Source organism: Spongiibacter marinus (genome assembly GCF_016906995.1).
In the GTDB taxonomy this organism is placed as follows: Bacteria; Pseudomonadota; Gammaproteobacteria; order Pseudomonadales; family Spongiibacteraceae; genus Spongiibacter; species Spongiibacter marinus.
This window is the reverse complement of the sequence record NZ_JAFBBD010000007.1, coordinates 139,981-158,311: the sequence shown is the minus strand read 5'-3', so window position 1 is coordinate 158,311 and position 18,331 is coordinate 139,981. Positions and strand designations below refer to the sequence as shown.

Sequence of the window (18,331 nt, the reverse complement as noted above, 5' to 3'; positions counted from 1 at the left end):
CCTCACTACTGTTGATGTAAAAAAAGCGCCTTAGGGCGCTTTTTTTATTCCTGCCCGGAGCCAGATGAGCGCGGCAAGTTAAACGGCTGCGACCAAAGCTGCGCCTGCCCGACGTCAGCATCGCTATGCCGCGCTTGGTATACCAGGCGCAGACTCGGCAGCGGCCTCTGGTGCCAGAGCGGCCGTGCCACTCCGTCATTCCCCAACACGGTCCAGCGCTCAGCCGACAAATCAATGCGCAGCAGAGCCTCTTGTCCCGCCGCAATTGCCTGTCGCGACGACACTTCCAAGGCGTCGCAAAGTGAAGGGGCAAACGCTAATGACTGCGGCTGGGGGTCGCTATACACAATATCAAAAGCACAGTGCTGAGCGTCACTGGAGAGATACGCGGTGTCGTCTGCATAGTTGCGAATACGTACCTCTAGCACTGGCGTATCGCCATTAACCACCGTAACGGCCACGCCCAAGTCGGCCCAGCGATACCCGCGAATTAGTGCTCGGCCGCGGTCGTCGACAGCTAGTTCAATATCAAGACTGCGAGGCACACCCTCCTCGCCGCCTTGCATTAGCTCCATCTCCAGAGCGCGGCCTTGCTGACGATAAAGCTGCCCCAGGCCATAGGCTATACCGAGTCTTTCACCCTGCGGCGACCACGTCAGACGTCCCTTGATGAACAGGCCTGACGACGGCGGCGCGCTATTTACCGATGTTACCGCCGCCACGCCGCCCACCGATTCCAAGGCCGTGTAAACACTGTCGCCGCGCTTCAGGCTAGACAAGGGCGCAGGCCCGCGATACAGATGACTGGGTAGATTATTCGCGGCGTAATTCAAGCGCAGATAATCGCCGCGCATCGGGTCGCGCGGGTCGACCGGCATGCTGCGAAGAAAGACGCCCTTGCCGTTTTGCAAAAGGTTTTCCCAGCCATAGGTCTGCCACGCCAACAGCGCGAATTGCGCGAGAATCGCAATGCCTAACCAACTAGCGCGCATGGCTCACCCCCAACTTCTGACGCTCTTGCTGGCGGGAGAATCGTAGCCCAGCCAAAATAAGCAGGGTGCCGAGCAGTAAAAAGAGCGAAGCCCTGGCGAGCAAGCTGTGAAACAAGTCGTTGAAACGCAGCAGCAGTAATAGCGTTAACAGCCCGCCACCTGCCGACAGGCTGCCTTTCATCAGGTATTCGCTGCCGCGATAGATAAACAATAGGGCATATGCCAGCAAGGCGATATTGGCCGAGAACTGCACCGCCACAGGCATTGGGTAAACATTATAGCTCGCGCACAGCACCAGCAGCGGCAACGCCAGGCACGCCAACTCAAGCCATTGTGGCCCGCTGCGCGGGCGCAGCGACGAACGGCCAAAGCAAAGCCCCGCAAAGACCACAATCACCAGTAGCATGCTGGCGCTGATCAACTGCGCCGGGGCGAGCCCCAACAGCGCATCGCCGCTGCGATGGCCGACCGAAAAGGCCCAGCTAACGTCTTGAATGCTCAGCAATAACAGGCAAGCCCACCACAACAACAGGCCTGTCTGATGCAGCGCGGGAACGCTCTCTCGCCATTGAAGTACCGGGGCCAAACGCTCTGCCCATAAGTAGATCGCGGCAATGAATACTGCGTGTAACAGGACGATATCGCTGTCGAAAATCCAACTATTGAACAACAGGCTAACGGGTAGCAAAACCAACACCACACGCAACAGCAATGTAGAGCGCTGCCACCAAGCCAGCGGCAACAGCCCCAGCAACAGGGCTGCCGTGCCCGGCAGGTGTGGCCGCTCAAAGGCAAACACTTGCATCGCCGTCCAGCCACAAATCAATAGGCAGGCAAGTATTCCGTGCGCCGTAGAGGGCAATACCCAAGCCATTGCCACCGCGGCAGCAGACCACAGCATAAAGCCCTCAGGGTAGTTTACGTCGACGTGGTAAATCTGAGCGATCAGCCACAATGCGCCGCCAAACAGCATGGTGCCCAACAAATGAAACACCTCTGCCAGACGAGGGTCTTGGCGCCACCACCATGCCAGCAGATGACTGATGGCAAAGCCGCCGGCCACCGCAGACAGTTTGGTATGGCGGTGCATGGCCTCCCAGTTATAGGCAAACAGCAAAATCACGCCCAAGCCAAACACCACCGCGCCAATTGCTGCAAAGATCAGCTTACCCCACGCCCGCGGCGCCTGCTGAGGCGCTAGCGGATAGCGAGCGTATAGCTGCGCTGCCTGTTGGTCGTCGATGAGGCCATCGCGCAACCACTGCGCAATTTCAGCACGCAACCAAGGTTTGTGACTGTCCATCCGTTGAAATTCGCTCCCTGCTCACTCGCCGCCGCGTGTTAGCGCGTGGCAATCTCTAACTCTTCCAATACCCGCTCGGCAAAGCCATAACCCGCCTCGGCATACAAATTGAAGCTAATGCAGCCCATCGCTTGCAGCTCCCGCTGCTGATCCGGGAAGCGAGAAATCGCCGCAATTCTCCCGGTATAGCCAAGGCTTTGCAGCATTTTCACAACCTGAACGTTTTCACTGTGGTTGCTCAAACACACTAAAATTACCTGGCGGCGCGCCAATGCGGATCGCTCCAAAAAGTCGCGATCGCTGGCATCTCCCGCGACACAGCGCAGGCCCTCACCACGCATTTGCTGGGCTTTGTCGGCACTTTCTTCCACACCCACGATCCGCCCCGGATAGTGGCGTCCCAGATAATCGTAGGCGCCGCTGCCGATACGCCCCATGCCCAGAATCAATATATCGGCGTCGCCCAAGTCAGCCGGACGCTCAGACGGCAACAAGCAGCGGCGCTCATAACGTTGCAACAATTCGCCAAAGCGGCTGTATAGGTCACCGGCGCGACGGTTTAACGACGAGGCAATAAAGAGAGACAGCGCCATCGCCATTGCCAAAATCGTCAACCACTGCGGCTCCAGCATATTCTCCTGTACCGCCAAGGCAGCAACAATCAGGCCAAACTCGCTATAGCTACTCAGCGACAGGCCGGCCAACAAGCCCGTGCGGGCTCTAAGCCGAAACAACAGTAGCAAGCCGAAATAGAGAAAGGGGCGGATCAACACCAGCGCCGCCAGCAGCATCGCGATCAGTGCCATGTCCCAAGACGGTAGCCCGTAATAGCCGATGCTGAGGAAAAACGCCGTGAGGAAAATGTCTTTAAGACTTACCAGGCTCTTATACAGCTCAACACTCTTGTCGCTATTCGCCAGCAGTATGCCAAACAGCAGCGCGCCCAAACCGGCCTTTAAATGCAGCGTCTCAAACAACCACGCCCCTGCCAGTGCCATCGACAAACCGTAGAGCACCAGCAGCTCACCGTGCCCCGCCCAGTTCAACAAACTCAGCAGAGGCCGGCGCAACAGCGGCAATGCCAGCAGCGCAAGCGCCCAAATACTGGGCGGATGGTCGGCAGAAAATAACAGGAACGCCACCGCCATCAGATCCTGAACGATCAGGATGCCCACTGCGATCTGCGCATGCAGGGCCGCGCCCTCACCGCGCTGTTCAAAAATCTTTACTGCAAAGACCGTGCTCGAAAACGACAGTGCGAAAGCAAGAATCCATGCCGTTTGACTCGGCAGTGCTGAATAATGGGGCAGCAAGTAATGCAGGCTGAGCAGCACCACAGTGGTTAACGGAACCACTAGCAGAGCGTGCAAACTGGCGCTCGCCCATATTTGCGGGGCCAATAGTTCGCGCAATTTCAGTTTCAGGCCAATGGTGAACAGCAGCAGCACCACCCCGATATCGGCCATCAGCTTTACGACATCCGGGTCTCCCAGCTCCAATGCCCCGGCGAGAAAGCCCGCAACCAGAAAGCCCAGCAACGGCGGCATATCCATCCGGCGAAAAACCAAACCAGCCAAAAATGCCAGCGCCAGTAGTAGGGGCTCAATCATTCCATCGTTCCATTGTTTACAACTCGGTGGTGCGACCCGTGCGCGGCAGCGATACGTCGCAAGACACTATCATACCGTGGTAAATCACTCCGCTCCTACCGTCCATTCTATGTCGGCTGACGTATACTCAATATGAAAGTGTGGCAATTTCGCCTCACGAGGACGACAGGAAGCGCAATATGTCCGACAAACACCGCCTGCACGATGCCAATTTTCCTTCAGCACGGGAAGAGCTTGATTACAGCGAAACGGACCATCCGCCGGCCTATAAGCTCGCGTTCACCGACCAGGATTTTCTACTCAGTGAAGAGCTGCGCGGCGTGCGCTTTCATCTCGAACTGCAAAAACCGGAAATGATTCTGCGCCAACACGGCATCGAATCCACCATTGCGGTATTTGGCAGTGCGCGCTTCCCTTCACCCGAAGACGCCAAGCAAAACCTTGCAGCCGCCGAAGCCAGTGGCGACCCCGCAGCCATTCGCGCCGCCAAGCGCAACCAACGCAACAGCCGCTATTACGAACAGGCGCAGCGCTTTGCCAAACTGGTTACCGAACATTCGCTGAATTGCCCGAGCGCGGAACAGCTGCATATCGTCACCGGTGGCGGCCCCGGCATTATGGAAGCCAGTAATCGCGGCGCCAGTGACGCTGGCGGTCGATCGCTAGGGCTGAATATCGTCCTTCCCCACGAACAGCATCCCAACGCCTACATCAGCCCCGAGTTTTGTTTCCGCTTCCACTACTTCGGCATACGCAAAATGCACTTTATGATGCGCGCCAAAGCCGTGGTGGTATTTCCCGGTGGCTTCGGTACCCTCGACGAGCTGTTCGAAGCGCTGACATTAATACAAACCGGCAAGTCCAGAGATGTACCCATTATTCTGGTGGGACACGAGTTTTGGCAGCACGCGATTAATCTGGAGTTTCTCCGCGACGAGGGGGTGATCAGCCCCGACGACGTCAATATGATCAGCGTTGTCGACAACGCCGACCAAGCCTGGCAAACCATTATTGATTTTTACGACCTCAGCCCCGGAAAATGCCCGAGCTGCTAGCGCCTTGCCGGACAGCGACTATGGTATAGTCGCTGTCCGCTGTCTGTAGTCTGAAAGTCGCTTGCTGCCCATGTCTGACAACCTTGTTTGCCTCAACAACGTCCGCTTTGCTCACCAACTCGAGCCAGTTCTGGATGACTTCAACTGGTGCTGGCCCAAGGGAAAACACCTCGCCATTCTCGGCAGCAATGGCTCTGGCAAAACCACCCTCGCGCAGCTTATTACCGATACGCTGCGCCCCAACCGCGGCCAATGCAGCTACGGCGAGCATATAGGGCCAGGGGATATTGCACATATCTCCTTCGACCAACACCGCCAGCTGATGGAGCACGACCGCCGCTTTGACGATAGTGAAACCCGCGCAGATGCCTTTGATGTTGGCACCCGCGTGCGCGACGCCATTTTGCAGGGCGGGGTTGCCGACGAGAACTTTGATCAGCTGTGCCAACGCCTGCGCATCGAGCACATCCTCGACCGGGGAATACGTTTTATTTCCACCGGCGAGAGCAGAAAAACCTTACTTGCCCGCGCCTTGCTGGCAAAGCCCGCCGCGCTGATTATCGACAACCCGCTAGAAGGGCTGGACGCTCAGGCGCAGGCGGATATTCGCCAGTTACTTGACGAGCTGGTCGCCTCACCGACCCCGGTACTGCTGCTCACCAAAAGCGCCACAGACATTCCCGACGGCATCGACGAGGTACAGACCATGTCTCAGGGCAGCATTACCGGCCACTGCTCACCCGCTGAGGCGAGAAGCAGGTTTGCACCGCGCCAACATTTCAGCCGCGCGCTGCCACTGGCAGAGATTGCGCCCTGGCCCGAAGATGAAGCGCTTTTCGAGCTGCAACATGTCGATGTGAATTTTCGCGGTACGCCGGTGCTAAGCGACATCAACTGGCGCTTTATGCCACACCACCATTGCTGGATAAGCGGCCCCAACGGCGCGGGAAAGTCGACCCTACTCGGGTTGCTCTGCGGTGAAAACGACAAGGCCTATGGCCAGAATATTCGCCTGTTTGGCAAGACCCGCGGCAGCGGCGAAAGCCTATGGGATATTAAGGCGCAATTTGGCCTGCTCAATACCAGCATGCAATTGAACTCCCTCAAACGGGTAAAGGCCAGCGATGTTATCGCTTCCGGCTTCTTCGACTCTGTCGGTCTTTACGACCAACCCAGTCCCTCGCAGCAGCAATGCTTGCGCGAGTGGCTCGCCGCACTAGAACTCAGCGACTTTGCCGAGCAGCGCTTTGAACGCCTTTCCTTTGGCCAGCAGCGCATGATTCTTTTGGCCCGGGCAATGGTTAAATCGCCCCGCATCTTGATTTTGGACGAACCCTGCATCGGCTTAGACGAAGAACAAAAAGCCCGCCTGCTTGGCGCCGTCGATTACATCGCCGAGCACAGCCAGACTCGCATCTTGTTTGTCAGCCACCGGGAAGAGGAGATTCCGGCCTGCATCAATCAACACTTGATGTTGCAAGCCGCCGAGGTGGGTGGCTACACCGCGGTTATTCGCGAACGCTGAATATCAATCAAAGATACCCTTAAACCAATTCCACATCTTCTCGCCGTCGGGTGCGCAGCCGCCACTTTGCCGTGGCTCACTGCCTTTGATGAACGGCACATAGCGGGCGTTCTCGCACCACGATTGCGTGCGCAGGCCCGACTCGGCATCCACCCATAGGTACTCCATATTGCTACGCTGAGCGAAGGGCATTTGCTCCGTGCTGGCCTCGGCCATAAATTGCCGCCACACACGCAGGGCGCCACTGGCGCCGGTCAGCCCGGTTGACGCATTGTTATCCAGCCCCATCCACACAACCGCCAGATAGTCACCGGCAAATCCGGCAAACCAGCTGTCGCGCGTGTCGTTACTCGTGCCGGTTTTGCCGGCCACGCGGTAGTCTTTGGGAAGAACCCGGTAAACCGACTTACCAGTTCCCTCTCGCACCGTTTCCAGCATGGCGTATTGCAGCAAGTGCACCGGCGCGGCGTCGATCACCTGTTGGGGCTGCTGAGGGTAGCGCGCCAGCGGTTTGCCCTTGGCATCGGACACGGCGTAGATCGTACGTAACGGCGTATAGCGTCCATCGGCGGCAATGGTTTGATACATCGCGGCCACCTCAATCGGAGCCAACTCAGCCGCGCCCAGCAGCATGGACGGCACCTCCAGCAGTGGCCGGTGTACACCCAGGCGCTGAAACATATCCATAACATCACTCAAACCCAGGTCCAGGCCCAAGTTTGCTGTTGCCAGATTGTAAGAGTGCGACAAGGCCTTGTGTAAGGGCACCATGCCGTGCGCTTTGCGACCGTAATTCGACGGTCGCCACAGCGTGCCATCGGCATTGGGAACACTCAGTGGCTCGTCGCGTAACTTGGTTAACAAGGTATATTTATCAGGCTGGTTTAACGCGGTTAAGTAGACCGCCGGCTTCGCTAGCGAGCCTATCGGTCGCAGTGCATCAAGAGCGCGATTAAACCCGGCATAGCGAGGTTGTCGGCCGCCGATCACTGCCACCACATCACCACTATCAACAGCGGTCACCACCATCGCGACTTGCAGATCTTTCTTGCGTTCAGCCAATTGCGAGAGCGCCTTGGCGGTTGCCGCTTCAGCGCGGCGCTGCAACAGCGGGTCGAAGGGCGTAAAGATCCGCAGGCCATTTTTCTGTAAATCCTGACGCGCGTAGTCACGGCTCAGCTGACGCCGAACCAAGTCGACATAGGCGGGGTACACACCGGCCAGCGCTGAACTTTTAGAGAGACTCAGCGGTTCTTTTTTCCACGCTTCAAGTTGCTCGGCGTTCAGCCAACCCTCTTCGGCCAGCTCGGCCAATACGGTGTTACGGCGCGACGTGGCGCGCTGCGGATGACGCCAGGGGTCGTAATAGGAAGGGCCTTTCACCAGCCCTACCAGCATCGAGACCTGGGCGAGATCCAGCTCTTGCAGGGGGCGGTTAAAATAATGCCTGGCCGCGAGGCCAAAACCATGAATCGCGCGATTGCCCTCTTGCCCGAGATAGACCTCATTGATGTAGGCTTCAAGAATGCGGTCCTTGCTGTAGTGCAGCTCGGTGAGCAATGACATCGCCGCTTCTTTGAATTTACGCCACAGGCTTCGCTCATTGGTGAGCAGGGTGTTTTTCACCAGCTGCTGCGTCAGGGTGCTGCCGCCCTGTACCGTGCGCCCGGCTTTAATATTCACAACCAGGGCGCGGGCAATACTGCGCGGCGACAAGCCAAAGTGGGAATAGAAATGCCGGTCTTCCACCTGTAACAGGGTTTCCACCAACATCTCCGGCACCTCGTCCAGAGACAGCATCAGGCGGTCTTCGTGACGCCCGGGATAGACGCCACCGATAACCGTTGGGTCCAGCTGTTCTTCAGCAATACGCTCGCCCAGCGCGTTGCGCACGACGCGTACCGTAGTCGCCGCCATTTCCACGGTGATTTTTTTCGCTTTGCGATGACCATCGGCAAAATCGAAAGGCCGCAGGTAAATCGTAAACATGTCGCCTTGACGCAAATAGCTGCCGGGCTCATTCACCAGGCGCAGCTGGCGGTAGCCTAAATTTCGCAGCTCTTCTTCCAGCTCGTAACTGGTAAGCACCGCGCCGGATGCCAACACCAGGGGCCGGGCATATACCTTTGCCGGCTGGTCATAGCGCTGAGGGTCGAAGGCGCCGCGCACCTTGGCGTCGCAATAGGCAAAGAAGACAAGCAGCGGAACCAGTCCGGCGATTGCCAGTTTGACAAACAGCCCTCGCCAGCTGGTGGGGCGAGGTAGCCGAAAGCGGCGCCGATGGTTATTTTTCTTGGGCATGAAAACTCTCGTTGAATTGCAAATCCCACGTGGGCGCGGATAATAGCTCGCACTTTACTGCAAGTTATTGGCAAATAAGATGAAAAAATATCACGTTTACGGCATCGGCGCGGCATTGGTCGACACGGAAATTCAAGTCCAAGACAGTGAACTCACTGAAATGGGCGTTGAAAAAGGCTTGATGACACTGGTCGATGAGGCCCGCCAACAGGAATTGTTGGACAAGCTTGAAGGCCACCTGGTTCACTCTCGCCAGGCCAGCGGTGGCTCGGGCTGCAACTCGGTTGTTGCCGCTGCCTACTTTGGTGCCAAGGGCTACTATTCCTGCAAGGTCGCCGCCGACAGTCACGGCGACTTCTTCCTAAACGATATACGCGACGCCGGCGTTGATTCAGGTTTCGACGCCGAGCGCGATGGCGGTATTACCGGAAAATGCCTGGTATTGATCAGCCCGGATGCCGAGCGCAGCATGAATACCCACTTGGGCATTAGCGCTGAGCTCTCGGTCAAAGAGCTCAACGAAGCCGCCCTTGCCGACTCTGCCTACTACTACATGGAAGGCTACCTGGTTACCTCTGACTCAGGGCGCGCGGCGGCAATTCGCGGCCGTCAGGTTGCAGAACAAAACGGCGTTAAAACGGCGCTGAGTTTCTCTGACCCGGGCATGGTGGAGTTTTTCCGCGACGGCCTCAGCGACATGCTCGGCGACGGCGTCGACCTGCTTTTCTGTAACGAAGCCGAGGCCTTGCAGTGGGCCGGTAGCGAATCACTGGATGACGCGGTCAGCGCAATCAAGCAGGTTGCCAAACAATTTGCCATCACCCTGGGTGCCAAGGGTGCATTGGTTTTTGATGGCGAGCAGCTGCACTCCATCGCGCCCTGCAAGGTCAACGCGGTAGATACCAACGGCGCCGGTGATATGTTCGCAGGCGCCTTCCTCTACGCTATCAGCCACGGCCACAGCGCTGAAGCGGCCGGTAAACTTGCCAGTCGCGCCGCAGCGGAGGTGGTGTCTGACTACGGCCCTCGCCTGCCTGGCCCCAAGCACGTTGAGCTGCGCCAAGAAGTACTTGGCCAGTAACAAAAAAGGCGCCTCGCGGCGCCTTTTTTTATTGTTTCCCGGCAATCATTTGCCAAGCAGAAAACTCTGCAACTGCGGGTCGGCAAGCATGCTTTCCAGCACATCAACCACCAGGCTGTTCACCAGTTCTTCATTGTGGGGCTCGCTGGGAGCATTGAAAAACTTCTCCTTGCGTTTTACCCGGTAACGCCCCTCGTAACGGCTGTCACTGCGCGTTGCCTCGGCCTTTACCACCGCCAACATATCCATGTCGTGCCCAACCCCTTCCTGCTCTGGGTGGTTGTAAACCAGCGACTCAAACACAATATGCAGGTCGACGGTGTCGGCACTCAGGCTATCGACTTCAAAACCCAGCGCCTTCATTCGCGCCTTTAACACCGGCTGCACAGCCAGCGACAGGCTGTTTTCCAGGGTGATCAACGCCGTCTCCCGGTAGGCACCGCCGCGGCTGCCAAGAACCTTATTGCTGCGTCCATCGCTCACGCGTACATGTACTGGCTGGCCCTGGGCAAGCTGCTGCTCCGGCGCCTGCTCAAAGCTGGGCGCAACGGTAATTTTTTGCGGACTTTGCGCACACGCGGCCAATACCAAAACGGCGAGCACCGTCGATGCGTTTACTACTGCACGAGAAAGAACCATGACTTATCCTTGAGCTAACAGATCGCGTAAATCAATAATGGCAGCGTTGGCGCGAGAAATGTACGACGCCATTACCAAAGAGTGATTCGCCAATAGGCCGAAACCACTGCCATTCAACACCATTGGGCTGAACAACAATTGTTGAGTTCCCTCCAGCTCACGAATAATTTGTCGCAAGCTGACGGTCGCATTTTTATTTTCCAGCACATCGGCAAAGTCTTGTTCGGCCGCTTTCAAAAAATGAATCAGCGCCCATGCACTGCCCCGCGACTCAAAGAACACATTGTCGATCTGCAGCCACGGCGTTTTCACCCGCTGCTCAGAGGCCGACGGCGTAGACTGGCGCGCGCTGGGATCATTTGCCAGGTCGGTGTTAACCCGCGGACGCCCGACGCTGGCGCTGAGTCGCTGTGAGAGGCTGCCCAAGCGCGACTCAACCACGGCAAGCCAGTAACGCAGGTTATCGGCGCGCGCATAGAATTGTGCCTGGGGCTGGTCGACATCACTGAGGCGGCTGCGGTAGGCCTTGAGGTAGCGAATGCCCTGGCGGTACTCCGATTCGGAAGCCGGTACCGCCCAACTGTTCGAGGAAAAATTAAAACGCGGCTCCGCCTTCGCAAGATCGGGGTCTTCCTGAGACTGGGACTGCGAACGGCTGTAACTTTCTCGCATGGCTCGACTCAGGTCGCGCACCTGCATCAACACGCCGTATTCCCATGCGGGCATATTGTCCATCAGCACGCCCGGGGGAGTAATGTCGTTGCTGAGGAAACCGCCGGGCTTGTCGAGCAATATTTCAGCAACGTCAATCAGCGCAGAGGTGGTCGCGGTGCCAACCACCGCGCGACTGCCATTGTCACGGTCGTATTGCAGGGGCGGATGATCCGGCGTCAGGCTCCAATACATACCGAAACCGGTTACCAAAAGAACATAAACGAGGCCGACAATACCGGCCAAACGCGCGACATTGCGGTTGCCAAGCCAGTCCTGCAGCGCCTCCTTGGCAGCAAAATAACCGTCGCTTAAACGCTGTTTTAACATTAGTGCGCTCCTCCATGATGATGGTGATGCCCCGATGCAGGCTCGTTCAGTACGCTGCGCACCGGCGCTTCCACCTGCACGACATCGCCATCAATCAGTAAACTGAAATGCACCCGCTCGCCATGGCGCAGCGGCTGCTTCAAATTAATCAACATTAAATGGTAACCACCGGGCACAAAGTCCAGTGTTTGCCCCGGCGCAATCGCCACACTGTCTTCTTTGCGCATCGCCATCATACCGTTACGCTGCGAGTTGCTGTGAATTTCCACGCGGCCGGCAACGTCACTGGTTCCGGCCCGCAGCGTCACTGTTTGCGACGACGGATTGGTAACCGAAAAAAACGCCGCGGTGTTTTTTTGCCCCGGTGGCAAGCCGCGCACCACCGGATCGCGCAGCTCAACAGCCGCTGCACTAAAGGGCAAAATTGCGGTGAGTAAAAGCAGCCATTTGCGGGTCATAACGTTCTCCAGGTTTCGCGGTGCAAGACAGCACCCTCGATCTGACTTACCATGGGCGCCGTCGGAGGCTTACGCCGAGAGGCAACGCCGCGTATTGCGCCCTATGATAACGCCACTTTGCAGCGATAGTATTTATGAACCGGTTTTTATTACTGTTTTGTATAGTCAGTGCCAGCTTCTTTAGCTACGCCAGCGATCCCTTCAGCCCCGCCAGCAATACCGACTTTAGTGCGAACGGCTTTGCTCAAGGCGCGCAGTTTTTACCGGTAGAACAAGCCTACAAAGCCAGTGTTAGCAGTGACGGCGGGCTTCGCATCGATTGGCGAATCGCCGAGGGCTACTATCTTTACCGCGAGCGTTTTTCCGTAAGCCTCAGTCGCCAGGGCCAGCCCGTCGATGCCACGGTAGAGTTTTCACCAGGCAAGGTCAAAGACGATCCGTATTTTGGTAAAACCGAAGTCTACTATCACGGCACAACACTGCAGCTGGACGTCGCCGACACCGCCAACCTCCAACTCACGGTGGTCTCTCAGGGCTGCGCTGACGCAGGCCTGTGCTACCCACCCCGCAGCCAAACCTTCAGCAGCGATGCCCAGGGCGTGTTCACTGAAGTTGATACAGCGGCGTCTACGCCCGCCGCCCTCACTGCACCTGCCGAGAACCGCGGCCTGCTGATCACCCTGATCCTTGCCGCTATTGGCGGCGCGATCCTCAACCTGATGCCCTGTGTATTCCCAGTACTCGGATTAAAGGTGCTCAGTTTCAGTAATGCTCACCAGGGCAGCCCGGCCAGTCACGGCCTCATCTACAGCGCCGGTGTGGTACTGAGTTTTGTACTGGTCGCCGCACTATTAATCACACTTCAAAACGCCGGACAAGCAATTGGCTGGGGCTTTCAACTGCAGTCCCCGCTATTTGTTTCGCTGCTGGCCAGCCTCTTTTTTGTGCTGTCACTCAACCTGCTCGGACTCTTTGAATTGGGCGGCAAATGGATGAATGTCGGCGCCGACATCAGCCGCGAACCCGGCTATCGCGGCAGCTTCTTCACCGGCGTGCTCGCCACACTGGTTGCCAGCCCCTGTACCGCGCCCTTTATGGGCAGCGCTATCGGCTACGCCGCCAGCCAACCACCCGGCGTCGCGCTGCTGGTGTTCGCGAGCCTGGGGGCCGGTATGGCAGCGCCAGTATTGCTATTAACCCTCTTTCCGCAATGGCTAAAGCTGCTACCCAAGCCCGGCGACTGGATGTTACATCTGCGCCAGTTCATGGCCTTTCCCTTGCTGGCCACAGCCATTTGGCTGGCGTGGGTGGTAGGCCGTCAGAACGGCGCCGATGCCATGGCAGCCACGCTGATTACCTGGCTACTGCTGGGCTTTGGTATCTGGCTGTGGCCCCTGGGTAAACGCGGGAAAGCGCTGGCAGCCATCACCGCACTGGCCATCCCACTGCTGCTTCACAGCGGCCTGCAACGCCCAGCCCCCGCAAGCAGCCAAACCGGTTTCGACCGCAGCCAAATCCAAAGCCTGCGTGAATCAGGCCGCAATGTTTTCCTCGATGTTACCGCCGACTGGTGTATCACTTGCGCGGCCAATGAGGCGTTGGTTCTCAATACCGATGACATCCGCGACGCATTCGAGCGCGCCAACGTGAGCTATGTGGTTGCCGACTGGACCCGCTACGACCCTGTGATTACCGAGCTGTTGGCCGATTTCCAACGCAATGGCATCCCGCTGTACATCTACTACCCCGCCGATCTCAGCCAGCCGCCGCAGGTCTTGCCACAGATTCTCAACAAAGACACAGTAATGGCCATTTTGCGTCCTTAAAGGCGTGTTTTCAGTGTTAGCACTGAAAACACTTACTTCGGGGAAAAACCTGCCATTGTCTGCAATCTTGCGGGAAACTTGCGGCCATCTTAAAAAATTCATCAAATTCGTTGGACTCGCATTTTCAATTGCGGCAAACTACGCGAAATTTCTCTAGCAAACCCCGGTGAAACATGGCATCGATACTCGTGCTGCACGGCCCTAACCTCAATTTACTTGGCACCAGAGAGCCCGAGGTCTACGGCCACCACAGCCTCGAGGACATCAATCAGCAGCTGCAAGACGCTGCCAGCGCCGCGGGCCATCACCTCCAATGCTTACAGAGCAATGCCGAAGTAGAGCTGATCGACCGAATTCACCAGGCTCGGCCCGAAGGCATTAATTTTATTATTTTCAATCCGGCAGCCTTCACCCACAGCAGCGTGGCCCTGCGCGACGCACTGTTAGGTGTCGACATTCCGTTTATCGAAGTGCACCTGTCGAACGTTCACGCCCGTGAACCCTTTCGCCAGCACTCCTATTTTTCAGATATTGCCCGCGGGGTGATTTGCGGTCTGGGGCCACAGGGTTACCTGCTGGCACTGCAGGCCGCACTGTCACAACTGCAGGACTAGCCCTTCACAACACATTAAAAAAAGAGAGTGACTATGGACATCAGGAAAGTAAAAAAGCTGATTGAACTGCTCGAAGAATCCAACATCGACGAGCTGGAAATCAAGGAAGGCGAAGAATCGGTACGCATCAGCCGCAACAGTGGTAGCGTGCAGATGGCGGCGCCGCAGTACGTGAGCCAGGCGGTACCGGCAGCGGCGCCTGCCGCACCAGCCCCCGCTCCCGCAGCAGCGCCTGCACCGGCCGCCGAGGCCGAGCCAAAAATTAACGGCCACGTTATTAAGTCGCCCATGGTCGGCACTTTTTACCGCTCGCCGTCACCGGGCTCTCCCGCTTTTGTTGAAGTCGGTCAGCACGTTAAAGCCGGCGATGTCGTTTGCATTGTCGAAGCAATGAAAATGATGAACCAAATCGAAGCCGACAAATCCGGTGTGGTAGAAGCTATTTTGCTGGACGACGCGCAACCCGTGGAGTTTGACCAGCCTCTGATCACCATCGTGTAAGCACACCATTCACGCACACACGATCACTGCACAGAGGACAGCACATGCTTAAAAAAGTCGTTATCGCCAACCGTGGCGAAATCGCGCTGCGCATTTTGCGCGCCTGCAAGGAGCTGGGAATAAAAACCGTGGCCGTGCACTCCATCGCCGACCGCGACCTGATGCACGTTCGCCTCGCCGACGAGTCGGTTTGCATTGGACCAGCCCCCTCACCCGCCAGCTACTTGAATATTCCTGCCATTATCAGCGCAGCAGAAATCACCGACGCCGTCGCCATTCACCCCGGCTACGGCTTCCTTGCTGAAAATGCCGACTTTGCCGAACAGGTTGAGAACAGCGGCTTTACCTTTATCGGCCCGACTGCCGACGTCATTCGCATGATGGGCGACAAAGTGTCGGCCATTCAGGCCATGAAAAAAGCCGGCGTGCCCACGGTGCCGGGCTCCGACGGCCCCATTACGCAGGACAATGACCGCACCCTGAGCATCGCCCGCAAAATTGGCTACCCGGTAATTATCAAAGCGGCTGCCGGTGGTGGCGGGCGCGGCATGCGAGTGGTGCACAGTGAAGCCGCTCTGCTTAACGCGGTATATGTTACTCAGTCGGAAGCCAAGGCGGCCTTTGGTGACGATACCGTATACATCGAGAAATTCCTGGAGAATCCACGGCACGTGGAGATTCAGGTACTCGCCGATGGCCAGGGCAATGCCATTCACCTCGGGGATCGCGACTGCTCTTTGCAGCGCCGCCACCAGAAGGTGCTGGAAGAAGCTCCCGCCCCGGGTATTCCCGATGACGTGCGCAACGAAGTGGCAATGTCTTGTGTTGAGGCCTGCAAAACCCTCAACTATCGCGGCGCAGGCACCTTTGAGTTTCTCTACGAAGACGGCCAGTTCTTCTTCATTGAAATGAACACCCGTATTCAGGTTGAGCACCCGGTTAGCGAAATGGTCACCGGCGTCGATCTGATCAAGGAGCAACTCAAGATCGCCGGCGGTGAGCCCCTGAGCCTTCGCCAGGAAGACATCGTGGTTAGCGGCCATGCTTTCGAGTGCCGAATCAACGCCGAAGATCCAAAAACCTTTATGCCCTGCCCGGGTAACATCAAGCACTTCCACGCACCCGGCGGTCTTGGTGTGCGCGTCGACTCCCATCTCTACAGCGGCTATACCGTGCCTCCCCACTACGATTCGATGATCGCCAAGATCATCACCTGGGGCGACGACCGCGAGTCGGCGTTAAGCCGCATGCGCACCGCGCTGGACGAGCTGGTCGTAGACGGCATTCGCACCAACACCGAATTGCACCGCGATTTGGTGCGCGACAATGCCTTTGCCAAGGGCGGCGTCAGCATCCACTATCTCGAAAAGAAACTGAAAATCTGATTTACTCCGGTTTTCATTGACACCGACAAGGGGCCAACAGGCCCCTTTTTTTATTTTTTGCTACCGAGACCTGACATGAGCTGGCTACAGATTCGCCTCGACGCCAACCCCGACTCCGCCTCTGCCCTTGAGGATGCCCTACTGGACTGCGGCGCCGCATCGGTGACCCTTGAAGACAATGCCGATCAACCGCTTTTTGAGCCCCCCATCGGTCACACCCCAATCTGGCAGCACACCCGCGTCACCGGCATGTTCCAGGCCGACACAGACATGGTCACGGTCCTCGCACAGTTGAACGCTCTGGTGGGCGAGCTACCCAAGCATCGCATCGAGATTCTTGAAGACCGAGACTGGATTCGCGAGTGGATGGACAGCTACCAACCACTGCAATGCGGCAAGCAGCTTTGGATTTGCCCAAGTTGGCGCGAGCCCGTTGACCCAACGGCAGTAAATCTGCTGCTGGACCCCGGCCTGGCTTTCGGAACCGGCACCCACCCGACGACCTGGCTGTGCCTAAACTGGCTAGACAGCCAACCGCTGACCGGCAAGACCGTCATCGACTACGGCTGTGGCTCGGGCATTCTCGGGATTGCGGCCTTGCTATTGGGCGCAGAAAAACTGATTGCCGTCGACACCGACCCACAAGCGCTGCAGGCCACCAGCGAAAATGCCAAGCGCAATAATATCGACAGCGACAAGCTGGCTTGTTACCTCCCCGAGGAGGTTCCACCTGGCCTTCACGGCGACGTGTTGCTCGCCAACATTCTAGCCGGACCGCTGATGGAGTTGGCGCCGACCCTCTCCGCCTGCCTGGATCCAGGCGCGCCTATTTGCCTGTCGGGCATACTGGACAGCCAAGGCGACACGATTAAGCAGTGCTACCAACGTTGGTTTGTCGGCCTGGCTAGCGAGCAGCGGGAAGAATGGCTGCGTATCAGCGGCCAGCGCAACAGCGAGTCGGCCAAGTAGCATCGACTAAAGACAGCCCCTATACTCTGCTCCACGAATTGCAGTGAGGACTGCCCAGCCCCGGCACAACCGACATGCCAGACGCCCATAACGCAAACAACAACTTGCTCGACAGCGTGTGTTGCCCAGCCTGCGACACCCGCTTTCGCTGTCAATTTTCCGACCTTGCCATCGCCGATGGCCTGCTTCGCTGCGGCGTCTGCCAGCACGTGTTCAATGCCACCGAGCAGCTCACCCCCGCTCAGCGCGAGGCCTTTGACGCGCTAGTGGCGCCGACGACCAACACAACACCCGCACAGGATTCACCGGAACCGGACTCAAACGATTCGGAGGAAACCGGCGCCGCTGGCTGCGATAAAAAGCTCGGCCCCGAGCTGCTAGAAGGCTTGTCCACCAACGACCACGGCTTTGAATTTCATCAACCGCGAGCGCGACGTCGCTGGCCCTGGCTACTGGTAAATAGCCTGGCGCTGATAGCCCTACTGGCTCAGTGGGCGTACTGGCAGAGGGGCGACTTACTCAGCCACCCAAACCTGCCGCCAGAGATTAAAGCGTTTGCGTTATCCCAGTGCGCGCAGCTGTCGCTGACCTGCCTGCCGAATCAAGCTCCACCGGGGCCACAACCAAGTAGCGACATTATTAGCCAGAAGCTCCTAGTTCGCCCCCATCCCGACGTTGCCGATGCCCTCAAGGTAGATGCCATTTTGCTCAACAAGGCCGATGGCGCGCGCGACTTCCCCCTGCTACAACTGCGTTTCAGTAATATTCACGGTATTGAGTTAGCCAGCCGCCTGTTCTATCCAAGCGAGTACCTGGCCGGTGAGCTAAACGCCCTGTCCCAACTCGATAGCGGCCAGCCTGTGCATATCGCCTTGGAAATCGCCGCCCCGGCGGCCGATGCGGTCAACTACGAACTCCGCCTTTTCAGTCGACCTTAGCGGGGTCGTTACACTGGTTATTTTCTGAGCGCAAGACTACCGAAAGCAAAATCTAGCGAGTAGAATAGCGGCCCTGTTTTCCCACGGTCTCTC

General features: G+C 57.5%; 16 protein-coding genes. 9 read left to right on the top strand and 7 right to left on the bottom strand.

From position 1 onward, the window contains the following. Positions 1–44: 44 nt before the first annotated feature. From HNR64_RS12115 to HNR64_RS12105, 3 genes are read right to left on the bottom strand one after another with little or no spacing between them, the layout of a single operon-like run. Complete coding sequence (locus HNR64_RS12115; protein ID WP_204996707.1) at positions 45–992, bottom strand: GDYXXLXY domain-containing protein; 948 nt, start codon at positions 990–992, stop codon at positions 45–47. Then, positions 982–2,295 (bottom strand): DUF2157 domain-containing protein, encoded by a 1,314-nt coding sequence (locus HNR64_RS12110; RefSeq protein ID WP_204996706.1) that lies wholly within the window; start codon positions 2,293–2,295, stop codon positions 982–984. The genes HNR64_RS12115 and HNR64_RS12110 overlap by 11 nt, the downstream gene beginning before the upstream one ends. 38 nt (positions 2,296–2,333) lie before the next feature. Next, entirely contained in the window at positions 2,334–3,905 is a 1,572-nt protein-coding gene (locus tag HNR64_RS12105) for a cation:proton antiporter family protein (protein WP_204996705.1), read from the bottom strand. A gap of 179 nt (positions 3,906–4,084) precedes the next feature. Here HNR64_RS12105 and HNR64_RS12100 point away from each other — a divergent pair, with 179 nt between their 5' ends. Next, the gene (locus HNR64_RS12100; protein WP_204996704.1) at positions 4,085–4,960 is read left to right on the top strand and encodes an LOG family protein; all 876 of its coding nucleotides are present in this window, start codon (positions 4,085–4,087) and stop codon (positions 4,958–4,960) included. Between the two features lie 70 nt (positions 4,961–5,030). Then, entirely contained in the window at positions 5,031–6,485 is a 1,455-nt protein-coding gene (locus tag HNR64_RS12095) for an ATP-binding cassette domain-containing protein (protein ID WP_204996703.1), read from the top strand. 3 nt (positions 6,486–6,488) lie between these two features. On the opposite strand, the gene mrcB is transcribed toward HNR64_RS12095, so the two are convergent. Continuing rightward, the gene (gene mrcB / locus HNR64_RS12090; RefSeq protein WP_204996702.1) at positions 6,489–8,786 is read right to left on the bottom strand and encodes a penicillin-binding protein 1B; all 2,298 of its coding nucleotides are present in this window, start codon (positions 8,784–8,786) and stop codon (positions 6,489–6,491) included. A gap of 79 nt (positions 8,787–8,865) precedes the next feature. Between mrcB and HNR64_RS12085 the strand changes: the two genes are divergently transcribed. Next, positions 8,866–9,867, top strand: a complete 1,002-nt coding sequence (locus tag HNR64_RS12085; RefSeq protein WP_204996701.1) for an adenosine kinase — start codon at positions 8,866–8,868, stop codon at positions 9,865–9,867. A gap of 45 nt (positions 9,868–9,912) precedes the next feature. Here the strand turns inward: HNR64_RS12085 and HNR64_RS12080 are convergent, their stop codons facing one another. The 3 genes from HNR64_RS12080 to HNR64_RS12070 are packed head-to-tail and all read right to left on the bottom strand — an operon-like array spanning position 9,913 to position 12,005. Continuing rightward, positions 9,913–10,506 (bottom strand): YajG family lipoprotein, encoded by a 594-nt coding sequence (locus HNR64_RS12080; protein ID WP_204996700.1) that lies wholly within the window; start codon positions 10,504–10,506, stop codon positions 9,913–9,915. Positions 10,507–10,509: 3 nt separating this feature from the next. Next, positions 10,510–11,547 carry a DUF2333 family protein gene (locus HNR64_RS12075; protein WP_204996699.1) on the bottom strand — a complete coding sequence of 346 codons (1,038 nt, stop codon included), beginning with the start codon at positions 11,545–11,547 and terminating at the stop codon, positions 10,510–10,512. Continuing rightward, positions 11,547–12,005 carry a copper chaperone PCu(A)C gene (locus HNR64_RS12070; protein WP_204996698.1) on the bottom strand — a complete coding sequence of 153 codons (459 nt, stop codon included), beginning with the start codon at positions 12,003–12,005 and terminating at the stop codon, positions 11,547–11,549. The genes HNR64_RS12075 and HNR64_RS12070 overlap by 1 nt, the downstream gene beginning before the upstream one ends. Positions 12,006–12,139: 134 nt before the next feature. On the opposite strand from HNR64_RS12070, the gene HNR64_RS12065 reads away from it, so the two are divergent. The 6 genes from HNR64_RS12065 (at position 12,140) to HNR64_RS12040 (ending at position 18,238) form a co-directional block, all read left to right on the top strand. Further along, entirely contained in the window at positions 12,140–13,831 is a 1,692-nt protein-coding gene (locus tag HNR64_RS12065) for a protein-disulfide reductase DsbD family protein (RefSeq protein WP_204996697.1), read from the top strand. Between the two features lie 173 nt (positions 13,832–14,004). After that, positions 14,005–14,445: a type II 3-dehydroquinate dehydratase gene (gene aroQ, locus HNR64_RS12060; RefSeq protein ID WP_204996696.1), complete on the top strand. Its 441-nt coding sequence runs from the start codon at positions 14,005–14,007 to the stop codon at positions 14,443–14,445. Between the two features lie 33 nt (positions 14,446–14,478). Next, complete coding sequence (gene accB / locus HNR64_RS12055) at positions 14,479–14,946, top strand: acetyl-CoA carboxylase biotin carboxyl carrier protein (RefSeq protein ID WP_204996695.1); 468 nt, start codon at positions 14,479–14,481, stop codon at positions 14,944–14,946. A gap of 44 nt (positions 14,947–14,990) precedes the next feature. Then, a complete protein-coding gene (gene accC, locus HNR64_RS12050) occupies positions 14,991–16,331 on the top strand; it encodes an acetyl-CoA carboxylase biotin carboxylase subunit (protein WP_027874281.1) in 1,341 nt (446 codons plus the stop codon). Between the two features lie 75 nt (positions 16,332–16,406). Then, entirely contained in the window at positions 16,407–17,300 is an 894-nt protein-coding gene (prmA, locus tag HNR64_RS12045) for a 50S ribosomal protein L11 methyltransferase (RefSeq protein ID WP_204996694.1), read from the top strand. A 74-nt stretch (positions 17,301–17,374) separates the two neighbouring features. Beyond that, positions 17,375–18,238: a zinc-ribbon and DUF3426 domain-containing protein gene (locus HNR64_RS12040; RefSeq protein ID WP_204996693.1), complete on the top strand. Its 864-nt coding sequence runs from the start codon at positions 17,375–17,377 to the stop codon at positions 18,236–18,238. The last annotated feature ends 93 nt before the right edge of the window (positions 18,239–18,331 follow it).

Coding starts and splice junctions, on each gene's coding strand:
- HNR64_RS12115 (WP_204996707.1), bottom strand. CDS start 992: ATGCGCGCTAGTTGGTTAGGCATTGCGATTCTCGCGCAATTCGCGCTG.
- HNR64_RS12110 (WP_204996706.1), bottom strand. CDS start 2,295: ATGGACAGTCACAAACCTTGGTTGCGTGCTGAAATTGCGCAGTGGTTG.
- HNR64_RS12105 (WP_204996705.1), bottom strand. CDS start 3,905: ATGATTGAGCCCCTACTACTGGCGCTGGCATTTTTGGCTGGTTTGGTT.
- HNR64_RS12100 (WP_204996704.1), top strand. CDS start 4,085: ATGTCCGACAAACACCGCCTGCACGATGCCAATTTTCCTTCAGCACGG.
- HNR64_RS12095 (WP_204996703.1), top strand. CDS start 5,031: ATGTCTGACAACCTTGTTTGCCTCAACAACGTCCGCTTTGCTCACCAA.
- mrcB (WP_204996702.1), bottom strand. CDS start 8,786: ATGCCCAAGAAAAATAACCATCGGCGCCGCTTTCGGCTACCTCGCCCC.
- HNR64_RS12085 (WP_204996701.1), top strand. CDS start 8,866: ATGAAAAAATATCACGTTTACGGCATCGGCGCGGCATTGGTCGACACG.
- HNR64_RS12080 (WP_204996700.1), bottom strand. CDS start 10,506: ATGGTTCTTTCTCGTGCAGTAGTAAACGCATCGACGGTGCTCGCCGTT.
- HNR64_RS12075 (WP_204996699.1), bottom strand. CDS start 11,547: ATGTTAAAACAGCGTTTAAGCGACGGTTATTTTGCTGCCAAGGAGGCG.
- HNR64_RS12070 (WP_204996698.1), bottom strand. CDS start 12,005: ATGACCCGCAAATGGCTGCTTTTACTCACCGCAATTTTGCCCTTTAGT.
- HNR64_RS12065 (WP_204996697.1), top strand. CDS start 12,140: ATGAACCGGTTTTTATTACTGTTTTGTATAGTCAGTGCCAGCTTCTTT.
- aroQ (WP_204996696.1), top strand. CDS start 14,005: ATGGCATCGATACTCGTGCTGCACGGCCCTAACCTCAATTTACTTGGC.
- accB (WP_204996695.1), top strand. CDS start 14,479: ATGGACATCAGGAAAGTAAAAAAGCTGATTGAACTGCTCGAAGAATCC.
- accC (WP_027874281.1), top strand. CDS start 14,991: ATGCTTAAAAAAGTCGTTATCGCCAACCGTGGCGAAATCGCGCTGCGC.
- prmA (WP_204996694.1), top strand. CDS start 16,407: ATGAGCTGGCTACAGATTCGCCTCGACGCCAACCCCGACTCCGCCTCT.
- HNR64_RS12040 (WP_204996693.1), top strand. CDS start 17,375: ATGCCAGACGCCCATAACGCAAACAACAACTTGCTCGACAGCGTGTGT.